Consider the following 20,635-nt stretch of genomic DNA (forward strand, 5'->3'; position numbering starts at 1 on the left):
AGAACGGAAGCCATGCCGACCACCAAGGACACCATCACCACAGCCGACGGCACCTGCCGCGTCACCGTCGCGACCCCGGACGGCGAGGGCCCCTGGCCGGGGGTCGTGCTGTTTCCCGACGCCGGCGGCCTACGTCCCACGATGGAAGAGATGGCGGCCAAGCTGGCGGGATTCGGTTATGTCGTTCTGGTACCCGACGTCTACTACCGCAACCCGGGCTGGGGCCCCTTCGACCTCAACACCGTGTTCAGCGACCAGGAGCAGCGCAAGCAGCTCTTCGGGCTGATGAGCACGCTCACCCCGGAGATCTTCGCCGCGGACGCCGAGGCGTTCTTCGACTATCTGGCCGCCCGGCCCGACGTCACCGGCGAGAAGTTCGGTACCACCGGCTACTGCATGGGCGGCCGTGCCTCGTTGATCGTCGCCACCCGGGTGCCGGAGCGGGTCGCGGCTGCGCTGTCCTTCCACGGCGGCCGGCTGGCGGTCGAAGACGATCCGGACAGCCCCCACCTGCTGGCCGACAAGATCCAGGCCACGGTTTATGTGGCCGCGGCCGAGAACGACGCCTCGTTCACCGAGGACGACGGCAAGCGGTTGGAGGATGCGCTGTCCGGCGCAGCCGTCGACCACACCATCGAGTTCTACCCCGCGGCCCACGGCTTCGCGGTGCCGGATCACGCGGCGGTGTACGACGAGGCAGCTGCACAGCGGCACTGGGAGAACACCGAGCGGGTGTTCGGGGCCGCGTTAACCCCGGCGTAGTCGGTAGGCGACGATTGACGGCGTGTATGACCAGCCCTTCTCCGACGAGTCCCACCCCACCGAGCCCGGATTTCGGATCGACCCGGTATTAGCCCGGAGCTGGCTGCTGGTCAACGGCGCACAGTACGAGCGATTCGCCCCGGCGGCCCGCTCCCGCGCCGACATCGTCGTCCTCGACATCGAGGATGCGGTGGCTCCCAAGGACAAGGTCGCCGCTCGCGAGAAGGTGACCCGCTGGCTGGCCGAGGGCAACAGTGACTGGGTCCGGATCAACGGCTTCGGCACCCCGTGGTGGGCGGATGACCTGGAGATGTTGGCCGGCAGCGCGGTGGGCGGCGTCATGCTGGCCATGGTCGAGTCTGTCGACCATGTCACCGAGACTGCCCGACGCCTGCCGGACGTGCCCATCGTCGCGCTGGTGGAGACCGCCCGGGGCCTGGAGCGGATCACCGAGATCGCCGCGGCCAAGGGCGCCTTCCGGCTCGCCTTCGGTATCGGCGATTTCCGGCGCGACACCGGTTTCGGCGACAACCCGGCAACGCTGGCGTACGCGCGCTCGCGTTTCACCATCGCCGCCAAGGCCGCCGGACTGCCCGGCGCCATCGACGGACCCACTGTGGGCTCCAGCGCGCTGCGACTGTCGGAGGCCACGGCGGTCTCGGCCGAGTTCGGAATGACCGGCAAGATCTGTCTGACGCCCGATCAGTGCCCGACGGTCAACGAGGGCCTGGCCCCCTCTCAGGACGAGATCAGTTGGGCGAAGGAGTTTTTCGCCGAATATCAGCGCGACGGCGGTGAGATCCGCAACGGGTCAGACCTGCCCCGGATCGCCCGGGCCAACAAGATCCTGGATCTGGCCAGGGCGTACGGCATCCACGAACCCGAGTACAGCGACGATCCGGACCACGTGCCGGCCCCGTCCGACACGTATCACTACTGAGGTTCGCTCAGGCCCGCGGTGTGTCGTCGTTGCGGTGCATGAAGTTGTTGATCGCGCGGACGATGCCGCGGCCGGCGTAAATGCCCGCCGCGACGGACACGATGATCATCGCGATGAACATCACCAGCCAGTTGGACCGGCTGTGACTGACGTTCCACCAGATGAACGTGAACAGCAGCGCGCAGATGAAAACGACGATGTCCCGCCAGTTCCCGCGGTAGGACATCGCGGCCTCACGGATTTCGCGGCTGCGGTCACTCGCATCGATCAAGCCGTCGATTCGTTCGTCGATACTGGCCTTGAGCCGCGCTTTCCGTTCGACGTCTTCGGCGGGCAACCGGTCCAACAGATCGAGGTCCTTGGTGATCATGCCACGGATGTCCGGCGGTTTGAGGTTGCCTGCGATCACCCCGAGCATCGCACCACCGGCGATGGGCGCGGCTCCGAGTGCAAGTTCGGCGATCCCCGGCATAGCTGTCCTCTCGTCAGTCCATCAGAGTGGCAGCCAACGTGCCGCCCAACTCGTAGGCGCGCTCACGGACGGCTCCGTCCACCACTCCCGTAACTTCAAGCACGTCAGCCGCTTTGACCAACGCCAGCCCGGTCACAATCTTGTCGACCGCGCCCGCCGCACCGACCGTGTCATTGTTGCCGTGTACCCACAGCCCGTACGGGCGCCCGGCCACGTGGTCGAGGCTCGGGTAGTACACCGTATCGAAGAAGTGCTTCAATGCACCGCTCATGTAGCCGAAATTGGCTGTGGTGCCGAACAAATAGCCGTCAGCGGCCAGCATGTCACTGACGGTCGCAGCTAACGCCGGCTTGGCCAGCACCTCGACCCCGGAGATGTCCGGATCGTGCGTGCCGGCGAGTACCGCCTCGAGAAGCTCCCGCGTTGCCGGAGACGGCGTGTGATGCACCACCAGCAGCGTCTTGGTCATGACGACTGGTGTTCCTGCATCCGCACCGCCGTGCGCATGGTCTCGCGCGCGCGGCCCCGGTCACCGGCGAAGTCATAGGCGCGGGCCAGCCGGTACCAGCGAACCCAATTGTCCGGGTCGGCCTCCAGCTCGGCCTTCACCGTTCCGAACAGGTCGTCGGCCGCGTCGCGTTCGATACGACCCGACGGCCGGGTCGGCAGCTCGCTGACGTCGAGTTCCATGCCCTGTTCCCGGGCGAGCCGGGCCAATCGTTGATGCGCCAGACCGGCCCGCAGCGTGGTCACGAGCACCCAGATACCGATCAGCGGGAACACCAGCAGTGCCACGCCCAGCCCGATCGCGGCCGGCTCACCCGAGGTGATGAAGATCAGCGCGGTGCGTCCCAGCATCAGGAAGTAGACGATCAGCGCCAGGCACATGAAGCCGATCACCAGTTGGATGCGCAGCGACCGCGCGCCGTCGCTCACGACAGATCGAGCAGCGGTTCAATGCCGATGGTCAGGCCGGGCCGCTCGCCGACCTTCCGCACGGCCAGCAGCACGCCCGGCACGAACGAGGACCGGTCCAGGCTGTCGTGCCGGATCGTCAGCGTCTCCCCCTGCGTTCCGAACAGCACCTCCTGGTGGGCCACTAAGCCGGCCAGACGCACCGAGTGCACCGGCACCCCGTCCACATCGGCGCCGCGGGCCCCTTCCAGACCGGTGCTGGTGGCGTCCGGGTTGGGCGGCATACCTTTTCGCGCCTCGGCGATGAGCTTGGCGGTACGTGCGGCCGTGCCGGACGGAGCGTCAGCCTTGTGCGGGTGGTGCAGTTCGATGATCTCGACCGATTCGAAATAACGTGCCGCCTGCTGGGCGAAGTGCATCGACAGCACGGCCCCGATGGCGAAGTTCGGCGCGATGAGCACCGCGGACTCGGGCTTCTCCTTGAGCCAGGCCTCCACCTGTTCGATGCGCTCCCAGGTGAATCCGGTGGTTCCGACGACCGCGTGAATACCGTTGTCGATGAGGAATTTCAGGTTGTCCATCACCACATCGGGATGGGTGAAGTCGATCACCACGTCGGTCTTGGTGTCGGTGAGCAAGCTCAGCGGGTCACCGACGTCGACCCCGGTCGAAAAAGTCAGATCCGCCGCAGTTTCGACCGCGTGCACCATGGTCGCGCCGACTTTGCCCTTAGCCCCGAGAACACCAACTCGCATGGTTGGGAGCCTACTGCCTCACGGCATCGAACTTTCGTTCGAGACGTGATCCGCCTGCGCGTGCAGTTGTGTGATCGCTAGTTGATCGGTCCGGCAAGCGCTGCCATGCGCCAAGCAGCCGCCAGGACGCCACCTTGCGCGAGAATGCCGATCAGCACCCACCAAAACGCTATTCGTTGGCGTCCCAGCTGGATGACGCCCACACAAAAGAACAGTCCGGCCGGCGCCAACGACGCGATCGCCGTCCACATGGCGTACTTGATCCACTTCTCATCGCCGCATGCCTCGTAGGCGCAGTTGTCGATGCTCATCGGCAACGCCATGAAGCTCAACAACGCGAGCAAACCCAAACCGGCCTGCGCGAGGAACAGCACCACACATACGGTGACGTCGGCGATCCGGACTCCGCGGGGCAACCGGTGCACGGGTCCGCCCCTCGCAGGCTGCCCGGGCGCTGCCGTGTGGTCCACGACGTCACAGTAGCCGGGCTGCGCCGTCGTGGGCGTGACAGTAGATCAGGATTTCCGGCAATCGGGGTGCCGCAACCGCAGGGCGGCTCCGACTTCGCCGTCTACGGTGGAACGATGCGTCCTATCCAGGTGGTGCCGTTCGCTGTTGCCGTTCTTGCGTTCATGGGATGTTCGGAGAACGCGGCCGCCGACGCCGCAGACCTCAACGGCCGCACCTTCATCTCGCAACAGGTGGAGGGTGAGCAGATCCCGGGCGGCGGACCGCTCACGGTCGGTTTCGAAGGGAAGCAGATCAGCACCTTCGCGGGCTGCAACCACGGTTCCGGCTCCGCCGATCTTGCCGATGGCCGGATCACGACCCAGCTGGCGATGACCATGATGGCCTGCCCGCCACCGGTCGGCGATTCGGATGCCTGGGTTTCAAAGTTGTTCGGCGCCAAGCCAACCTGGTCGTTGTCGGGCGACACCCTCACATTGCACACCGACGCTGCGACCGTCACGCTGCGGGACAAGAAAGTGGCCGACCCCGATCGACCGCTCACCGGCACCACCTGGCAGGTCACCAGCCTGGTGTCCGCGCAGGCGGTCAGCACCTCGGTCGCACTCGAGCAGTCCAAGCCCACACTGACCATCGGAGACGACGGGGCCGTCAGCGGTTCGACGGGCTGCAACCGAATCACCGGCCGCGCAACCGTTTCCGGTTCGCCGGCGGTCATCGAGTTCGGTCCGCTGGCCACCACCAGGATGGCCTGCCCACCGGAGGTCAATGAGGTCGAGCAGGCCGTGTTGCGGGTACTCAAGGGCACAGTCCAGACTTCCATCGACGCCGACGAACTGAAGCTCTCCGGCACCGACGGCAACGGTCTGGTGCTGCGCGCCCAGTGACCTCAGAGCGGTGACGCCCCGCGCAGATGCTCGAAGATCAACGAGGTCTGCGTGCCGGCAACGTCGGCGTCGGCGTTGAGGTTCTCCACCACGAATGCCCGCAGGTCATCGGTGTCACGTGCGGCCACGTGCAGGATGAAATCGTCTCCCCCGGCCAGGAAGTACACGTCCATCACCTGCGGCCGGGTGCGGATATGGGCAATGAAGTTGCGGATCTTGCCCCGCGCGTTCGATTGCAGGCTCACCGAGATCATCGCCTGCAGGCTGAGTCCCACGGCCGCCGGATCGATGTCGGTGTAGAAGCCACGGATCACCCCGATCTCCTGGAGCCTGCGCACCCGGCCGTGGCAGGTCGACGCGGCAATACCGACCGCCTCTGCCAGTGCACTGTTGGACATGCGGGCATCGGCGTGCAACGCCAACAGGATGCGCCGGTCCACCTCGTCGAGATCAGGCCGAACATCCTTCGGCGAACGGGCCGCGCGCCCGGGCAAGTTTGATGAATCTTCCATTGTCCGACGATTCTAACGAATCTTCATCGGAGATATTGCTCACTTATCGAAGCTTCTTCACAATTATTTTCAGCACCCCAACTTTGAAGGAGCGATCATGCTCGTCGGTATCCCGACCGAGATCAAGAACAACGAGTACCGCGTGGCCATCACCCCGGCGGGCGTCGCGGAGCTGACCCGACGCGGCCACGATGTGATCATCCAGGCCGGCGCGGGCGAGGGCTCGGCCATCACCGACAACGACTTCAAGGCCGCAGGTGCCGAGATCGTTACCACTGCCGATCAGGTCTGGGCCGAGGCCGAGCTGCTCCTCAAGGTCAAGGAGCCCATCGCGGCGGAGTACTCGCGGATGCGTAAGGGCCAGACGCTGTTCACCTATCTGCATCTGGCGGCGTCCAAGGAGTGCACCGACGCGCTGCTCGCCTCGGGCACCACTTCGATCGCGTACGAGACAGTGCAGACGGCTGACGGTGCCCTCCCCCTGTTGGCCCCGATGAGCGAGGTCGCGGGCCGACTGTCCGCGCAGGTCGGCTCATATCACCTGATGCGCACGCAGGGTGGCCGCGGCGTGCTGATGGGTGGCGTCCCCGGTGTCGCACCGGCCGAGGTCGTCGTCATCGGCGGTGGCGTGGCCGGCTACAACGCGGCCCGCATCGCCAAGGGCATGGGCGCTCACGTCACCGTGTTCGACCTGAACATCAACACACTGCGCAAGATCGACAACGAGACCAACGCAGGCATCGAGACCCGTTACTCGTCGAGCTTGGAGCTCGAAGAGGCAGTCAAGAAGGCGGACCTGGTGATCGGCGCGGTGTTGATCCCGGGCGCCAAGGCCCCCAAGTTGGTCACCAATTCGACCGTGGCCCACATGAAGCCGGGCGCGGTGCTCGTCGACATCGCCATCGACCAGGGCGGCTGCTTCGAGGACTCCCGGCCCACCACTCATGACGACCCGACGTTCGCCGTGCACGACACGGTGTTCTACTGCGTGGCCAACATGCCCGGCTCCGTGCCGCGCACGTCGACCTTCGCACTGACCAACGCCACCATGCCGTATGTGCTCAAGTTGGCCGACCGGGGCTGGAAGGCCGCCTGCGAGGCCGATGCGGCGCTGGCCAAGGGACTGTCGACGCACGAGGGTGCGCTGCTGTCCGAGCAGGTCGCCGCCGATCTCGACATGCCGTTCACCGATCCGGCCGCAGTCCTGGCATAGGCAAACCCCTCACGATCGCCCGGCCGAGTCCCTTCGGCCGGGCGATCTGCACTCGGGCATAGCCAAACTTGACACGTGTCAAGTATCGTTGTGCCCATGTTGCTGCAGCAGTTGCTACCCACGGTGCCGACGACCACCGCTGAGGCGCTCGCAATCTTCGACGCGGCCGAGGCTGTGGAGCCGGAGTTCATGCTCGGGACCTGGCACGGCGCCGAACTGCCGACCGGACATCCGATGGATGGCCTACTGGCGGCCAGCGGATGGTGGGGCAAGCAGTTCGTCGATGCCGAGACCGTGCATCCCCTGCTGTTCCCCGCCGGCGACGGCACCTCGCTGTGGGCCCTCAACCCGCTGCTGGCATTCGGCGGCCTCGCGGTGTCGACCAAGATCCCCCTGCTCCGGAACCGATCGATGACAGGGCCGATCGCGGCGTTGCGGCCCCTGCTGCAGACCCGCGCGCCCAAGGCCAGGTTGCGCACCACCCGTTACCGCGGCGTGGACACCGCGACGATGGTCTACGACCAGCTGCCCATCAACGACGTGTTCCGGCGGCTGTCCGACGACGCCGTGATCGGGGCGATGGACCTGCGGAACTCCCGCAAGCCGTATTTCTTCGTCCTACAGCGCGACGACTCGATGCGGGTGACCTAGCAGCCACGCGTACGCGCGCTGTTCACCACACATTCGGCCAGTGGCTCCACGTCGGTGCTTGGATCGAAAGGGCAAGCGTTACAAGGTCTTTTCCTCCGATCGACGTTCCAGGACTGAGGAGTCACCCATGGTCAACCTGCCCGTCGCGCACCAGCCCCGCCCGCTGCTGCCCGAGCTCTCGGAGTTCTTCGCCGGCATCACCCCGTTCCCCCGCCTGCGTCCGATCTTCGAGCGCAACCTCATGCGCATCGAGGACGAGGTCACCGAGGACCACTACGAACTGCGGGCCGAGATCCCCGGTATCGATCCGGCGAACGACGTTCAGATCACCGTCGCCGACGGCCAGCTGACCGTGAAGGCCGAGCGTTCGGAGCGCGCCGACACCACCGCGCGGTCGGAGTTCTCCTACGGCTCGTTCCTACGCACCGTGACCCTGCCCGCCGAGGCCGACGAGGAAAACATCACCGCCGGCTACGAGCGCGGCATCCTGACCGTGCGCGTGCCGTTGTCGCAGAACCCCGCCGGCGCCCGTCAGATCGCGATCCAGGATACCGAAAACGGCTCGACCGCAATCGAATCCGCCGAGCAATCAGAGTAACGACGGCAGAATCAGCGCGGTCAGCTCACCGATGAGCGGACGCAGGTTGTCGGCCTTCGGGTCGTCGGCCTGCGACCGCGTCATCACCGCCAACAGCAACCGCTGCCCGTTCGGCCCATAGGCGATCCCGACGTCGTTGGTGCTGCCGTAGTCCCCGCTGCCGGTCTTGTCGGCGGTGGTCCAGCCCTCCGGCAGTCCGGCACGCACGCTCGAGGTCTGGTTGGCCCGCATCCAGTCCTCCAACTGGCGCCGCTGCGGCGGGCTCAACGCATCACCGGCCAGGATCTCGCGGTATCCGATTGCCAGCGCCGCCGGAGTGGACGTATCTCTCGGATCCCCGGGAATCGCCGTGTTCAGCTCGACCTCCCAGCGGTCCAGCCGGGTGCGCTCATCTCCGATGCTGCGGGCGAACGCGGTGATACCGGCAGGCCCGTCAATCGTTTTCAGCAGCAGGTTGCCAGCAGTGTTGTCGCTGCGCTGCAGTGCCGCCTGGCACAGCTCCGCCAGTGTCATCTCGGAACCGGCATGGGTCTCGGTGACCGGAGAGTTCGGTACGAGGGCCTCCGGGTCGACGAACACCCGGTTGTCCAGAGAGATCTGTTTACGCCCGACCATCTGCAGTACCCGCGCCGCGGCATACCCCTTGAACGTCGAACACATCGCGAACATCTCGTCGGCCCGGTGCATGAGTGTGCGACCGGAATCCAGATTGGTCGCCGACAAGCCGATCAGGGCGTTGTCACGACGTTCCAGTTCGGCGATCTGGTCGTCTACCGGGGTCGCGAACGCCGGTGCGGCGTTACCCACACCGACGCCGACGGCAGCCGCCGCCACGAGCGAACCGATCAGAACATTGCGCCGCGAGAGTCCCGTCATCGGACCCACCCTAGCGGGTCAGCCGACGATTGTTTGAAGCTGTTGCGGCAGAGTCTTTTTCGACCGATGCGGGCCGAGTACGGCCGCACCGTAGTCGCGAGACAGCAACTGATGCGCCACCGCATTGACCTCTTCGAGGGTGACAGCCTCGATCTGGGCCAGTGTGTGATCGATGGTCCGGTGTTCACCGTAATTGAGCTCGCTGCGCCCGATCCGGTGCATGCGCGATCCGGAGTCCTCGAGGCCCAGCACCAGCCCACCACGCAACGAGCCCTTGGCGATCCGGCACTCGTCGGCAGTGATCCCGTCTCTGGCAACGCCTTCCAGCACCTCGGTGGTCACCCGGACCACTTCGTCGAACCGCTCGGGCTGACAGCCGGCGTACACCGAGAGCGCACCGCTGTCGGCGAAGGTGTCGACCGTCGAATACACCGAGTAGGCCAGGCCGCGGGATTCCCGGATCTGCTGGAACAGACGGGAACTCAGGCCGCCACCGAGGGCGGTGTTGAGCACCGACAGCGCCCACCGGTGTTCCCAGTGCCGGCCGGGCGTACGAACGCCCAGCGACACATGGGTCTGCTCCCCGTCGCGGTCGACCACGAGCAGCGACGGCTTGCCGACGACACGTCCCGCCCCTTTGCGCGGAGCCACCGCGTTGCGTCCGGGTTCCAGGCGCGGACCGAAATGCTGCCGCACCAGCGACACGACCACGTCGTGGTCGATGTTGCCCGCAACCGCCACGATCATCCGTTCGGGCGTGTAACGGCGCACGTGGAAGGAGTGCAGTTGCGCGCGGGTCATCGTCTCGATGGACTCGACGCTGCCGATCACCGGCCGTCCGACCGGGTGATCGCCGAACATCGCCGTCAGGAAGACGTCACCGAGGCTGTCCTCGGGATCGTCGTCGCGCATGGCGATCTCTTCGAGGACGACGTCGCGCTCCACCTCGACATCCTCAGTGGCACAACGCCCCCGCAACACGACGTCCGCCACCAGGTCGACGGCGAGTTCCAGGTCGGAGTCGAGCACATGTGCGTAGTAGCACGTGTGCTCGCGCGTCGTGAACGCGTTCAGCTCACCACCGACTGCATCGACAGCCTGTGCAATGTCGACTGCGCTGCGCGTCGGGGTGGCCTTGAACAGCAGGTGTTCCAGGAAGTGGGCGGCGCCCGCGACGCTTCGACCTTCGTCGCGGGAACCGACACCTACCCAGACCCCGACGGATGCCGAACGCACCGACGGGATGTACTCAGTGACCACCCGGAGTCCGCCGGGCAGATCTGTCCGGCGGACATCAGTGGTATTCAGTGCAAACGCCTTGTGTCGAGCTGAGGTGATCAGGACTCGGCAGCAGCGGCGTCGGCCGTGGCCGGAGCGCCGTCGGCAGCCGGATCCGCCTTCTCCGCAGTCTCTTCGTCAACCAGCACCAGCGAGATCTTGCCGCGGTTGTCGATGTCGGCAATCTCCACGCGGAGCTTGTCGCCGACCTTCACCACATCTTCGACCTTGTTGATCCGCTTGCCGCGGCCCAGCTTGGAGATGTGGACCAGGCCGTCACGACCCGGAAGCAGCGACACGAACGCACCGAAGTCAGTGGTCTTGACCACGGTTCCGAGGAACCGCTCACCGATCTTGGGCAGCTGCGGGTTGGCGATGGCGTTGATCTTGTCGATCGCGGCCTGCGCGGCTTCGCCGTTGGAGGCACCGACGAACACCGTGCCGTCATCCTCGATCGAGATCGACGCGCCGGTCTCCTCGGTGATCGAGTTGATCATCTTGCCCTTGGGCCCGATGACCTCACCGATCTTGTCGACCGGAACCTTGATCGTGGTGATCCGCGGTGCGTAGGGGCTCATCTCATCGGGGGCGTCGATGGCCTCGGCCATCACGTCCAGGATGGTCAGGCGCGCGTCCTTGGCCTGGCTCAGTGCGCCCGCCAGCACCTTCGAGGGGATGCCGTCGAGCTTGGTGTCGAGCTGCAGCGCGGTGACGAAGTCCTTGGTGCCTGCGCACTTGAAGTCCATGTCGCCGAAGGCATCCTCGGCGCCGAGGATGTCGGTCAGCGTCACGTAACGGGTCTCGCCGTTGACCTCGTCGGAGACCAGGCCCATGGCGATGCCGGCCACCGGCGCCTTGAGCGGCACACCGGCGTTCAGCAGCGACAGGGTCGAGGCACACACCGAACCCATCGAGGTGGAACCGTTGGAGCCCAATGCCTCCGACACCTGACGGATCGCGTACGGGAACTCCTCGACGCTCGGCAGCACCGGAACCAGCGCACGCTCGGCCAGCGCACCGTGGCCGATCTCGCGACGCTTGGGCGAGCCGACGCGGCCGGTCTCACCGGTCGAGAACGGCGGGAAGTTGTAATGGTGCATGTAGCGCTTGGAGGTCTCGGGCCCCAGCGAGTCGATCTGCTGGGCCATCTTGACCATGTCCAGCGTGGTGACACCCATGATCTGGGTCTCGCCGCGCTCGAACAACGCGCTGCCGTGCGCCCGCGGGATGATGGCGACCTCGGCCGAGAGCGCCCGGATGTCGGTGACGCCACGGCCGTCGATGCGGAAGTGGTCGGTCAGGATGCGCTGGCGCACAAGCTTTTTGGTCAGCGAGCGGTACGCCGCGCCGATCTCCTTCTCGCGGCCGGCATAGGTGTCGCCGAGACGCTCGAGCACCTCGACCTTGATCTCGTTGGTGCGGTCGTCGCGCTCGTGCTTGCCCGCGATGGTCAGTGCCTCCGACAGCGCGTCGGTGGCCACCGCGGCCACGGCGTCGTAGACGTCTGCCTCGTAATCCGGGAACAGCGGGTACTCGGCGATCTCCTTGGCAGCCTTCTCCGCCAGCGCAGCCTGGGCATCGCACAGCGTCGCGATGAACGGTTTGGCCGCCTCAAGGCCCTCGGCCACGACGGCCTCGGTGGGAGCCTGGGCGCCGCCGGCGACCAACTCGATCACGTTCTCGGTGGCTTCGGCCTCGACCATCATGATCGCGACGTCGTCGCCCACCTTGCGGCCCGCGACGACCATGTCGAAGACAGCCTTCTCCAGCTGCTCGACGGTCGGGAAGGCGACCCACTGGCCCTCGATCAGGGCGACGCGCACGCCGCCGACCGGGCCGGAGAACGGTAGGCCGGAAATCTGCGTCGACGCCGACGCGGCGTTGATGGCCAGCACGTCGTACAGATCCTTCGGATCCAGGCTCAGCACCGTCACCACGACCTGGATCTCGTTACGCAGACCGCTGACGAACGACGGGCGCAGCGGCCGGTCGATCAGGCGACAGGTCAGGATCGCATCGGTCGACGGACGGCCCTCACGCCGGAAGAACGAGCCGGGGATCCGGCCCGCGGCGTACATCCGCTCCTCGACGTCGATGGTCAGCGGGAAGAAGTCGAAGTGGTCCTTCGGCGTCTTGCTGGCCGTGGTGGCGCTCAGGAGCATGGTCTCGTCGTCGAGGTAGGCGACGACGGAGCCGGCGGCCTGCTGCGCAAGCCGCCCGGTCTCGAAACGGATGGTGCGGGTGCCGAAGCTCCCGTTGTCGAGGGTTGCGGTGGATTCGAACACACCGTCTTCAAGTTCAACTACAGACATAGAGTCCGTTGGCCTCTTTCGAATTCATTCAACTGTTTTCGCGGCGTCACGGTGGCGATACGCCACGGGCCCTGGATACGGCTACGGCCGTCGATCGAAGCGGCCGGATGGACCCCGCAGAGATGATCCCTGTGTCGGGGTTCCGGCAGCCACTACCGAAGACCGCCCGTCCGGCGGGCCCGATATGACTCGCAGGAACAGCGCCCGCGGTTCGCGGGTGCCGCACCTGTGTTCAGCGCAGATTCCAGCCACTGAACGCCCTCATGTTACACGGGAGCAACGGCCCAACAGCCATCCGTGCCAGCTAGGACACGTCCTCCACGCATACGGTGAACTGGCGTTCCGAGTAGGCGTAGCCCACCCCGCTGGCGCACTGATCGACGTTCGACACCCCGCGCAGAACCTCGGTGGCCCGTTGCCGGTGCGGCGCAGACGAATCCGCGCAGTCCACCCGATACGGGTCTTTGTCGTTCTCCGGATCGATGCTCATACAGCCGCCGGCGATCCAGTCGATGTCCAGACAGAGCGTCTGGGTCTCGTCACTGAAGGCGCTGCGCACCGAGTAATAGGTGTCGACGTCGACTGGGCACTGGTCGCTGTCCGTGACGGTGGAGATGACCTTGTAGTTCGACGCGTCGCTGCCGCACTCGGCGCGGCTGGAATCCGGGCGCTCGTACGTGCCGCTCATCTTCAGGCAGTCCCCTGCCTTCATGTCCGCGGCCGCAGCGGACGAGCATGCGGTCAAACCGCCGATGAAAAGTAGCGCGGCTGCCCCCAGAGGGGCAGCCGCGGTAAGTGTTGGCACTGACGCCGCGTCAGCGACGCAGCCCGAGGCGCTCGATCAGCGAGCGGTAGCGCGCCACGTCAACCTGGGCGACGTACTTCAGCAGCCGGCGACGACGGCCGACGAGCAGCAGCAGACCGCGACGCGAGTGGTGGTCGTGCTTGTGCTGCTTGAGGTGCTCGGTCAGATCCGAGATCCGCTTGGTCAGCAGGGCGACCTGGGCCTCCGGCGAACCGGTGTCGGTCTCGTGCAGACCGTAGCTGGTCAGGATTTCTTTTTTCTGCTCGGCAGTAAGCGCCACGAAAGTAACTCCATCATTTCAGTCCCGCGAACATATTCTCGGCACAGCCACCGCGGACTGCAGCGTGCGCCGGATCAGCAGGAAGTCTAGCAGCGAGTCAGTGTGAACTCAGAATCGTGCGCGCCTTGTCGGCGTCCCGCTTCATCTCTGCGACCAGTTCTTCCACCCGGTCGAACTTTTCCATGCCCCGGATCCTGGACACGAAATCGACCGCGACGTGCTGGCCGTACAGGTCGGCCTCGGTATCGAGCACGAACGCCTCGACCGTGCGGGTTCGTCCGGAGAAGGTCGGGTTGGTGCCTACCGACACCGCGGCCTGATACCGCTCGCCGGGGATCACGGTGCCCATCACCGGCCCGTGCCCCAGCACGGTGAACCAGGCGGCGTACACCCCGTCCGCCGGAATCGCCGAGAACATCGGTGGTGCCACGTTGGCGGTCGGGAACCCCAGTACCCGGCCGCGCCCGTCGCCGCGCACCACCACGCCTTCGACGCGGTGCGGACGGCCCAGGGCTTCGGCGGCGGCCACGACGTCACCGGCATCGACGCAGGACCGGATGTATGTCGAGGAGAAGGTGACCCGCTCGTCGCGATGCTCGGCATCGAGCGATTCGGTGACCAGCGACATGCTCTCGACCGCGAAGCCGAACCGCTCCCCTGCCTTGCGCAGCATCGCGACATTCCCGGCGGCCTTCTTGCCGAAGGTGAAGTTCTCCCCCACCACCACTTCGAGCACGTGCAGGTCTTCGACCAACAACTCGTGGATGTAGCGCTCGGGGGTGAGCTTCATGAAATCCGAGGTGAACGGCATGACCAGGAATACGTCCACACCGAGTTCCTCGACCAGCTCGGCACGCCGGGTCAGCGTGGTCAGCTGTGCCGGATGACTGCCCGGAAACACCACCTCCATCGGATGGGGATCGAAGGTCATGAGAACCACCGGTACTCCGCGTGATCGGCCGGCTTTCACCGCATGGCTGATCAACTCTGCGTGTCCGCGGTGAACCCCGTCGAACACCCCGATGGTGACTACACACCTGCCCCAGTCCGTGGGGATCTCGTCCTGCCCACGCCAGCGCTGCACGCGATCAGCCTACGACCCGAACGCGCCGGGGTCTGCTCTAGATCCCCCGATCAGGTGATGATTGCCTAAACTTTCCTACTGTGAGTCCAGACGGTAACCACCAAGACCTCTCCACGGTTGCCCAGGACTATCTGAAAGTCATCTGGACGGCCCAGGAATGGTCTCGCGAAAAGGTCAGCACAAAACTGCTGGCCGAGCGGATCGGCGTGTCGGCATCCACGGCGTCCGAATCCATTCGCAAACTCGCCGACCAGGGCTTGGTCCACCACGAGAAGTACGGCGCGGTGACGCTGACCGATGCCGGCCGGCGCGCGGCGCTGGCGATGGTCCGCCGGCACCGGCTGATGGAGACGTTCCTGGTCCAGGAGCTGGGCTACGGCTGGGACGAGGTGCACGACGAGGCCGAGATCCTCGAGCACGCGGTGTCCGACCGGATGCTGGACCGGATCGACGCCAAGCTGGGCCACCCCACCCGCGATCCGCACGGAGATCCGATCCCGGCCGCCGACGGCCAGGTGCCCACGCCGCCGGCCCGCCAGCTCTCGGCCTGCCAGGACGGCGACGCCGGCACGGTGGCCCGGATCTCCGATGCCGATCCGGAGATGTTGCGGTATTTCGACAGCGTCGGGATCAGCCTCGATTCGCGGGTCCGGGTGGTGGCGCGGCGCGATTTCGCCGGCGTGATCTCGGTGGCCGTACAAAGTCCGGGTAAGGCCGGCAGCGCCGCCACCGCGGGAGACGACACCAGCGTCCAGGTCGAGCTGGGCAATCCGGCGGCCGAGGCGATCTGGGTCGTCGCGAGCTGATCGCCCCTGCGGAGACACGATCACCGCGATTTTTACCCGTGTGCAAGAGCCGTTTCGGCACCAAGATGTCCTGTTCGTGACTGTCTCTCTGCACTGGTTCCTACCCACCTACGGCGACAGCCGGCTCATCGTCGGCGGCGGCCACGGCACGCCCGCCGGTTCTGCCGGCGGCGACCGCGAGGCCTCGATCGACTACCTGGCCTCGATCGTCCGTTCGGCGGAGCGGTTCGGTTTCACCGGCGCGCTGATCCCGACGGGTGCCTGGTGCGAGGACGCCTTCATCACCGCGGCGCTGCTGGCCCGCGAGACTACGTCGCTCGCGTTCCTGGTGGCCTTCCGCCCAGGCCTGGTGAGCCCGACGCTGTCGGCGCAGATGGCCGCGACGTTCGCCCGACATGCACCCGGCCGGATCCTGCTCAACGTCGTCGTCGGCGGCGAGGCACACGAGCAGCGGGCCTTCGGCGACCACCTGGACAAGGACGCCCGGTATGCACGTTGCGACGAGTTCCTCGACGTGGTGCGCCGGTTGTGGGCCGGCGAGACTGTGACCCACAAGGGTGAGTACATCGACGTCGAGGAGGCCTCGCTGGCCCTGCCCCCGACCCCGATTCCGCCGCTGTACTTCGGCGGCAGCTCGCAGGCGGCCGGCCCGGTGGCGGCCCGGCACTCCGACGTCTACCTGACCTGGGGCGAGCCGCCGGCCGCGGTGCGGGAGAAGATCGAGTGGATCCGGGCGCTCGGCGAGGAGCAGGGACGCAAGCTGCGATTCGGTATCCGCCTGCACACCATCTCGCGTGACACGTCCGAGGAGGCGTGGGCCCAGGCCGACCGCCTGGTCGCTGCGCTGGACGAGGACACCGTGGCCGCAGCACAGGCCGGGCTGGCGCGCAGCCAGTCCGAAGGCCAGAAGCGCATGTTGGCCCTGCACGAGACCAACCGCGCCAACGGCACCTGGAGTGATGCCCGCAGCCTGGAGATCGCCCCCAACCTGTGGTCGGGAGTCGGATTGGTGCGCGGCGGTGCGGGCACCGCGCTGGTGGGCAGCCACACCGAGGTGGCCGACCGCATCGCCGAGTACGCCGAGATCGGCATCGACGAGTTCATCTTCTCGGGCTATCCGCACCTGGAGGAGCTGTTCTGGTTCGGTGAGGGTGTGGTGCCGATCCTGCGTGAGCGCGGGCTGTTCGGCGGAGGCGCACAAACCGGTGCGCCCGCGTCGATCCCCTTCGTCGGTGCACCGCGATGACCGATCTGGCCGGCGCCACCCGCATCACGTCGGTGGAGACGGCGCTGGGCGCGGCGGCGCGGTTGTCGAGGGCGTTCGCCGAAGCCGCCGGCGCCCGTGACGCGCACCGGATCCTGCCGCACGAGCAGGTTCAGGCGCTCAAGGAGTCAGGCCTGCTGGCGCTGACCGTGCCGACCGAGTACGGCGGGCTCGACGTGCCTGTGTCGGTGCTCGGCGAGGTGTTCCGTCTACTGGCGCACGGTGATCCGTCGATCGCACAGATCCCGCACTCGCATTTCACGTTCCTGGAGGCCCTGCGGCTGCAGGGCACGCCGGCGCAGCAGGCCTATTTCTACGGGCTGGTACTGGACGGGGCGTTGTTCGCCAATGCCCAGTCGGAACGTGGACCGCATCCCATCGACGTGGACACCACGACGCTCACCGCCTCGGGCTCGGGCTCGGGCAATCTACTCGACGGCCGCAAGTACTACTCGACGGGAGCGTTGTTCGCCGACTGGCTGATCGTGCGGGCGTCGCGCTCGGATGGCTCGGGGCTGGTGCCGACGGCCGCCACGCCCAAGGCCATCGCGTTCGTCCCCCATGATGCCCGTGGGCTCGAGGTTGTCGACGACTGGGATGGCATGGGCCAGCGGACCACGGCCTCGGGCACCGTCACGCTCGATGCCGTCGAGGTGTCGGCGGAGCACGTCGTCGAGTTCAGCCCGATCTTCACGCGGCCCACGGTCTACGGGGCGCGGGCTCAGCTGTTGCACGCGGCCCTGGACGTGGGCATCGCGACAGCCGCGCTGGAGGAAGGGGTGCGTCAGGCGGCCAACGCCCGTCCGCATTTCGAGGCGTCGGTGTCCAGCGCCGTCGAGGATCCGACCCTCGTACAGGTCGCCGGTGAGCTGACGGTGACGGTGCGGGGCGCGCAGGCGTTGCTCGCCGAAGCCGCCCGGCAGGTCGACGCGGCCCGTGCCGATCTCACCGAGGACAGCGCCGCGGAGGCCTCGATCGCGGTCGCAATCGCCAAGGTGGCCGCCGCCCGGGCCGCGGTGGAGGCCGGCAGCGCACTGTTCGAATTCGGCGGCACCCGCAGCGCCTCGGCGTCGGGCAACCTGTCGCGGTACTGGCGTGACGCCCGCACCCACACGCTGCACGATGCCACGCGCTGGAAGATCCGCCACATCGGCAACTACACGCTCTCCGGCACGAATCCGCCTCGCCACGGCCAGCTTTGAGCGCCGATTACAGGGTTGCGGGCCGCAGCACCACCACGTTCTTGGTGCGTGACGAGCCTTCCTGCAGCAGTGCGATGACCCGCCCGTCGGGCGCGGTGGCGGCGTAGACCCCGTCGATGCCGGCCGGGGTGAGCGCCCGGCCGTGCCGGGTGTCCTCGGTTTCCGCGTCGGTCAGGTCGCGGCGCTGAAACCCCACCAGGCAGGCCTCGTCGAGCGAGTAGCTCAGCCGCGCCTCCTCGGCGAGCTCCTCGAGGGTGCGGGCCTCGTCGAGGCCGTACCGACCGACCTTGGTGCGCCGCAGGGCGGTCAGGTGCCCGCCGACACCGAGCGCAGCACCGACATCGCGGGCCAGGGCGCGGATATAGGTCCCCGAGGAACAGTCCACCTCGACATCAACGTCGACGAAGTCGTCCACCCGCCGGACGGCGAGAACTTCGAACCGGCCGATGCGTACGGGCCGGGCGGCCAGCTCGACGGTCTGCCCTTCGCGGGCCAGCTTGTAGGCCCGCTGACCGCCGACCTTGATGGCGCTGACCGCCGAGGGCACCTGTTCGATGTCGCCGCGCAACGCTGCGACGGCGGTCTCGATCTGCTCATCGGTCACGCCCGCAGCTGAGACCGACTGCAGCACTTCACCTTCGGCATCTTCGGTCGTGGTGGTCTGCCCCAGCCGGATCGTTGCCGAATACGACTTGTCGGTGGCCGTGAGCAGGCCGAGGATCTTGGTGGCGCGTTCGATTCCGACCACCAGCACCCCGGTCGCCATCGGGTCGAGCGTGCCGGCATGACCGACCTTGCGGGTGCCGAACAGTCGCCGGCACCGCCCCACCACGTCATGGCTGGTCATGCCGGCCGGTTTGTCGACGATCACCAGGCCGGGGTCCGGAACCGGTCGGCTCACAGCACGATCGCCGTCAACGTGACGCCGTCGCGCACCGACCAGCGGCCGGTCAGGGCGGTCAGCGGCGGCCCGTGTTCGGCGGCCGGGTCGATGAGGATCTGGGAACGAAACGTTCCGGCCGTGCCCGACCCGTCCACCCCGAACGTGATGTGGGCATCCTCGAACCCGAGCCAACGATGGGTCAGCGGGTACCAGGCCTTGTAGGTGGCCTCCTTGGCGCAGAACAGGATTCGGTCCCAGTGCAGCCCGTCCGGCAGCGCGCCGAGCTCGGAGCGCTCCAACGGCAGCGAGATGGCGCCCAGCACCCCGTCGGGCAGCACGTCGTGCGGTTCGGCGTCGATGCCGACGGAGCGGACACCGCCGACCCGGCCGACCACCGCGCCGCGGAAGCCCTGACAGTGGGTCAGGCTGCCGACGATGCCGTCGGGCCAGCACGGTTCGCCCTTGTCGCCCTTGAGGATCGGGACCGGCCCCACGCCCAGCTCGCCCAACGCCTGGCGGGCGCAGTAGCGCACCGTGGTGAATTCGTTGCGCCGCTTGGCCACCGCGCGGGCCACCAGTTCCGCCTCCTCCGGCAGCGCCGTCAGACCCGGCGGGTCGTCGTACAACTCGGCCGCCGCGAGCTTGTCGGGCATGTCGGGCAGCACCTGCCCCAACAACGTGCCGCTCATGCGCGCCTCGCCTTGATGCGCTCCTGCATCTGCTGTGCGTGGGCGCGCATCTCGGCCGTGATCTGGAAATGTCCGCCGAACTCGTTGAGATACCCGGGCGTGTAATTGGGGTCCGGCAGGATCTGGCGCAACCAACGGAAGGGCTTGCGGCGACGCCATTCCCGCGGATAACCGACCGAAACCTCTTCGAAGCGCACATCGTCGTACCACGTGGTGCGGGGAATGTGCAGGTGGCCGTATACCGAGCAGATCGCGTTGTACCGGGTGTGCCAGTCCCTGGTGGCCGTCGTACCGCACCACAACGAGAACTCCGGATAGAACATCGCATCGCAGGGTTCGCGGACCATCGGAAAGTGGTTGACCTGAACCGTCGGGGTCATCCAATCCAGGTCTTCGAGTCGCTTGCGGGTGGCCGCCACCCGCTCACGGCACCAGGCGTCGCGGGTCGCGTAGGGCTCGCTGGACAACAGGAACTCATCGGTGCCGACGACGTTCCGGTCCCGGGCGATGGCCAGCCCCTCGGCCTTGGTCGAGGCTCCCTCGGGCAGGAAGGTGTAGTCGTAGAGCAGGAACATCGGCACGATCGTGGCCGGGCCACCCTGTTCGGTCCACACCGGGAACGGGTGCTCGGGCGTGATGACACCCATCTGGTCGCACATGTCGACCAGATAGTCATAGCGGGACCGGCCGAAGATCTGCATCGGGTCCTTGTTCGTGGTCCACAGTTCGTGGTTGCCCGGAACCCAGATGACTTTCGCGAACCGCTTGCGCAGCAGGTCCAGAGCCCATCTGATCTCATCGGTGCGCTCCCCGACATCACCCGCGACGATCAGCCAATCGTCCGGCGAGGCCGGATACAGCGACTCGGTCACCGGCTTGTTCCCGTTGTGACCGGTATGCAGATCGCTGATCGCCCACAGAACCGGCTGCCGGTCCCTCGATTCGTGATCAATCATCACAGTTGCACCACCACAACGGACCAG

Annotated in this window: 24 protein-coding genes; 9 read left to right on the forward strand and 15 right to left on the reverse strand. The window is 66.8% G+C overall.

Annotation, left to right across the window (positions count from 1 at the left end; translation table 11 throughout):
* Positions 1-12 precede the first annotated feature (12 nt).
* Together AB0876_RS14020 and AB0876_RS14025 are read left to right on the forward strand one after the other, a co-directional pair.
* Positions 13-762: a dienelactone hydrolase family protein gene (locus tag AB0876_RS14020; RefSeq protein ID WP_526042214.1), complete on the forward strand. Its 750-nt coding sequence runs from the start codon at positions 13-15 to the stop codon at positions 760-762.
* Positions 763-784: 22 nt separating this feature from the next.
* A complete protein-coding gene (locus tag AB0876_RS14025; protein WP_491838782.1) occupies positions 785-1,702 on the forward strand; it encodes an HpcH/HpaI aldolase/citrate lyase family protein in 918 nt (305 codons plus the stop codon).
* Positions 1,703-1,709: 7 nt separating this feature from the next.
* Here the strand turns inward: AB0876_RS14025 and AB0876_RS14030 are convergent, their stop codons facing one another.
* From AB0876_RS14030 to AB0876_RS14050, 5 genes are all read right to left on the reverse strand, one after another.
* The gene (locus AB0876_RS14030; protein ID WP_491838781.1) at positions 1,710-2,174 is read right to left on the reverse strand and encodes a hypothetical protein; all 465 of its coding nucleotides are present in this window, start codon (positions 2,172-2,174) and stop codon (positions 1,710-1,712) included.
* A gap of 13 nt (positions 2,175-2,187) precedes the next feature.
* On the reverse strand, positions 2,188-2,643 hold the full coding sequence (locus AB0876_RS14035) for a flavodoxin family protein (protein WP_491838780.1): 456 nt from the start codon (positions 2,641-2,643) through the stop codon (positions 2,188-2,190).
* Positions 2,640-3,110: a hypothetical protein gene (locus AB0876_RS14040; protein WP_491838779.1), complete on the reverse strand. Its 471-nt coding sequence runs from the start codon at positions 3,108-3,110 to the stop codon at positions 2,640-2,642. Before AB0876_RS14040 ends, AB0876_RS14035 begins: the two co-directional genes overlap by 4 nt.
* Positions 3,107-3,844 (reverse strand): 4-hydroxy-tetrahydrodipicolinate reductase, encoded by a 738-nt coding sequence (gene dapB, locus AB0876_RS14045; protein WP_491838778.1) that lies wholly within the window; start codon positions 3,842-3,844, stop codon positions 3,107-3,109. The genes AB0876_RS14040 and dapB overlap by 4 nt, the downstream gene beginning before the upstream one ends.
* A 77-nt stretch (positions 3,845-3,921) precedes the next feature.
* Positions 3,922-4,314 carry a hypothetical protein gene (locus tag AB0876_RS14050; protein WP_526042215.1) on the reverse strand — a complete coding sequence of 131 codons (393 nt, stop codon included), beginning with the start codon at positions 4,312-4,314 and terminating at the stop codon, positions 3,922-3,924.
* Between the two features lie 114 nt (positions 4,315-4,428).
* On the opposite strand from AB0876_RS14050, the gene AB0876_RS14055 reads away from it, so the two are divergent.
* Entirely contained in the window at positions 4,429-5,199 is a 771-nt protein-coding gene (locus AB0876_RS14055) for an META domain-containing protein (RefSeq protein ID WP_526042216.1), read from the forward strand.
* A 2-nt stretch (positions 5,200-5,201) separates the two neighbouring features.
* On the opposite strand, the gene aldR is transcribed toward AB0876_RS14055, so the two are convergent.
* Positions 5,202-5,711: an HTH-type transcriptional regulator AldR gene (gene aldR / locus AB0876_RS14060; RefSeq protein ID WP_064935636.1), complete on the reverse strand. Its 510-nt coding sequence runs from the start codon at positions 5,709-5,711 to the stop codon at positions 5,202-5,204.
* 97 nt (positions 5,712-5,808) lie between these two features.
* Here aldR and ald point away from each other — a divergent pair, with 97 nt between their 5' ends.
* From ald to AB0876_RS14075, 3 genes are all read left to right on the forward strand, one after another.
* On the forward strand, positions 5,809-6,924 hold the full coding sequence (ald, locus tag AB0876_RS14065; protein WP_491838775.1) for an alanine dehydrogenase: 1,116 nt from the start codon (positions 5,809-5,811) through the stop codon (positions 6,922-6,924).
* A gap of 96 nt (positions 6,925-7,020) precedes the next feature.
* Entirely contained in the window at positions 7,021-7,575 is a 555-nt protein-coding gene (locus tag AB0876_RS14070) for a DUF4334 domain-containing protein (RefSeq protein WP_526042217.1), read from the forward strand.
* A 127-nt stretch (positions 7,576-7,702) separates the two neighbouring features.
* Positions 7,703-8,173, forward strand: coding sequence for an Hsp20/alpha crystallin family protein (locus AB0876_RS14075; RefSeq protein ID WP_526042218.1), 471 nt, complete (start codon positions 7,703-7,705; stop codon positions 8,171-8,173).
* Here the strand turns inward: AB0876_RS14075 and bla are convergent.
* The 6 genes from bla to AB0876_RS14105 form a co-directional block, all read right to left on the reverse strand.
* Positions 8,165-9,049 carry a class A beta-lactamase gene (bla, locus tag AB0876_RS14080; protein ID WP_526042219.1) on the reverse strand — a complete coding sequence of 295 codons (885 nt, stop codon included), beginning with the start codon at positions 9,047-9,049 and terminating at the stop codon, positions 8,165-8,167. The genes AB0876_RS14075 and bla overlap by 9 nt on opposite strands.
* An 18-nt stretch (positions 9,050-9,067) precedes the next feature.
* The gene (locus tag AB0876_RS14085; RefSeq protein ID WP_491839334.1) at positions 9,068-10,357 is read right to left on the reverse strand and encodes a M16 family metallopeptidase; all 1,290 of its coding nucleotides are present in this window, start codon (positions 10,355-10,357) and stop codon (positions 9,068-9,070) included.
* 29 nt (positions 10,358-10,386) lie between these two features.
* Positions 10,387-12,639, reverse strand: coding sequence for a polyribonucleotide nucleotidyltransferase (locus tag AB0876_RS14090; RefSeq protein WP_491838771.1), 2,253 nt, complete (start codon positions 12,637-12,639; stop codon positions 10,387-10,389).
* A gap of 304 nt (positions 12,640-12,943) precedes the next feature.
* Positions 12,944-13,417 (reverse strand): LppU family putative lipoprotein, encoded by a 474-nt coding sequence (lppU, locus tag AB0876_RS14095; RefSeq protein ID WP_526042350.1) that lies wholly within the window; start codon positions 13,415-13,417, stop codon positions 12,944-12,946.
* A 37-nt stretch (positions 13,418-13,454) separates the two neighbouring features.
* The gene (rpsO, locus tag AB0876_RS14100; RefSeq protein WP_055113116.1) at positions 13,455-13,724 is read right to left on the reverse strand and encodes a 30S ribosomal protein S15; all 270 of its coding nucleotides are present in this window, start codon (positions 13,722-13,724) and stop codon (positions 13,455-13,457) included.
* 97 nt (positions 13,725-13,821) lie between these two features.
* On the reverse strand, positions 13,822-14,808 hold the full coding sequence (locus AB0876_RS14105) for a bifunctional riboflavin kinase/FAD synthetase (RefSeq protein WP_491838770.1): 987 nt from the start codon (positions 14,806-14,808) through the stop codon (positions 13,822-13,824).
* Positions 14,809-14,888: 80 nt separating this feature from the next.
* Between AB0876_RS14105 and mntR the strand changes: the two genes are divergently transcribed.
* From mntR to AB0876_RS14120, 3 genes are all read left to right on the forward strand, one after another.
* Positions 14,889-15,614, forward strand: coding sequence for a manganese-binding transcriptional regulator MntR (mntR, locus tag AB0876_RS14110; RefSeq protein WP_055113112.1), 726 nt, complete (start codon positions 14,889-14,891; stop codon positions 15,612-15,614).
* A 76-nt stretch (positions 15,615-15,690) separates the two neighbouring features.
* Positions 15,691-16,860: an LLM class flavin-dependent oxidoreductase gene (locus AB0876_RS14115; RefSeq protein WP_526042220.1), complete on the forward strand. Its 1,170-nt coding sequence runs from the start codon at positions 15,691-15,693 to the stop codon at positions 16,858-16,860.
* Positions 16,857-18,080, forward strand: a complete 1,224-nt coding sequence (locus AB0876_RS14120) for an SfnB family sulfur acquisition oxidoreductase (protein ID WP_526042221.1) — start codon at positions 16,857-16,859, stop codon at positions 18,078-18,080. Before AB0876_RS14115 ends, AB0876_RS14120 begins: the two co-directional genes overlap by 4 nt.
* Before the next feature lie 7 nt (positions 18,081-18,087).
* Here AB0876_RS14120 and truB read toward each other — a convergent pair whose 3' ends face one another.
* Genes truB through pptH form a run of 3 tightly spaced genes read right to left on the reverse strand, consistent with a single transcriptional unit; the run spans position 18,088 to position 20,608 of the window.
* Positions 18,088-18,981 carry a tRNA pseudouridine(55) synthase TruB gene (truB, locus tag AB0876_RS14125; RefSeq protein ID WP_526042222.1) on the reverse strand — a complete coding sequence of 298 codons (894 nt, stop codon included), beginning with the start codon at positions 18,979-18,981 and terminating at the stop codon, positions 18,088-18,090.
* Positions 18,978-19,652, reverse strand: a complete 675-nt coding sequence (gene pptT / locus AB0876_RS14130) for a 4'-phosphopantetheinyl transferase PptT (protein WP_526042223.1) — start codon at positions 19,650-19,652, stop codon at positions 18,978-18,980. The genes truB and pptT overlap by 4 nt, the downstream gene beginning before the upstream one ends.
* Positions 19,649-20,608, reverse strand: coding sequence for an ACP phosphodiesterase PptH (gene pptH, locus AB0876_RS14135; protein WP_491838765.1), 960 nt, complete (start codon positions 20,606-20,608; stop codon positions 19,649-19,651). The genes pptT and pptH overlap by 4 nt, the downstream gene beginning before the upstream one ends.
* Positions 20,609-20,635 lie beyond the last annotated feature (27 nt).

Origin of the sequence: Mycobacterium sp. NPDC049093, from assembly GCF_040704635.1 — a bacterium.
GTDB lineage: Bacteria > Actinomycetota > Actinomycetes > Mycobacteriales > Mycobacteriaceae > Mycobacterium.

Coding starts and splice junctions, on each gene's coding strand:
- AB0876_RS14070 (WP_526042217.1), top strand. CDS start 7,021: ATGTTGCTGCAGCAGTTGCTACCCACGGTGCCGACGACCACCGCTGAG.
- AB0876_RS14120 (WP_526042221.1), top strand. CDS start 16,857: ATGACCGATCTGGCCGGCGCCACCCGCATCACGTCGGTGGAGACGGCG.
- AB0876_RS14090 (WP_491838771.1), bottom strand. CDS start 12,639: ATGTCTGTAGTTGAACTTGAAGACGGTGTGTTCGAATCCACCGCAACC.
- dapB (WP_491838778.1), bottom strand. CDS start 3,844: ATGCGAGTTGGTGTTCTCGGGGCTAAGGGCAAAGTCGGCGCGACCATG.
- AB0876_RS14075 (WP_526042218.1), top strand. CDS start 7,703: ATGGTCAACCTGCCCGTCGCGCACCAGCCCCGCCCGCTGCTGCCCGAG.
- pptT (WP_526042223.1), bottom strand. CDS start 19,652: ATGAGCGGCACGTTGTTGGGGCAGGTGCTGCCCGACATGCCCGACAAG.
- aldR (WP_064935636.1), bottom strand. CDS start 5,711: ATGGAAGATTCATCAAACTTGCCCGGGCGCGCGGCCCGTTCGCCGAAG.
- AB0876_RS14030 (WP_491838781.1), bottom strand. CDS start 2,174: ATGCCGGGGATCGCCGAACTTGCACTCGGAGCCGCGCCCATCGCCGGT.
- AB0876_RS14035 (WP_491838780.1), bottom strand. CDS start 2,643: ATGACCAAGACGCTGCTGGTGGTGCATCACACGCCGTCTCCGGCAACG.
- AB0876_RS14020 (WP_526042214.1), top strand. CDS start 13: ATGCCGACCACCAAGGACACCATCACCACAGCCGACGGCACCTGCCGC.
- bla (WP_526042219.1), bottom strand. CDS start 9,049: ATGACGGGACTCTCGCGGCGCAATGTTCTGATCGGTTCGCTCGTGGCG.
- pptH (WP_491838765.1), bottom strand. CDS start 20,608: ATGATTGATCACGAATCGAGGGACCGGCAGCCGGTTCTGTGGGCGATC.
- ald (WP_491838775.1), top strand. CDS start 5,809: ATGCTCGTCGGTATCCCGACCGAGATCAAGAACAACGAGTACCGCGTG.
- AB0876_RS14055 (WP_526042216.1), top strand. CDS start 4,429: ATGCGTCCTATCCAGGTGGTGCCGTTCGCTGTTGCCGTTCTTGCGTTC.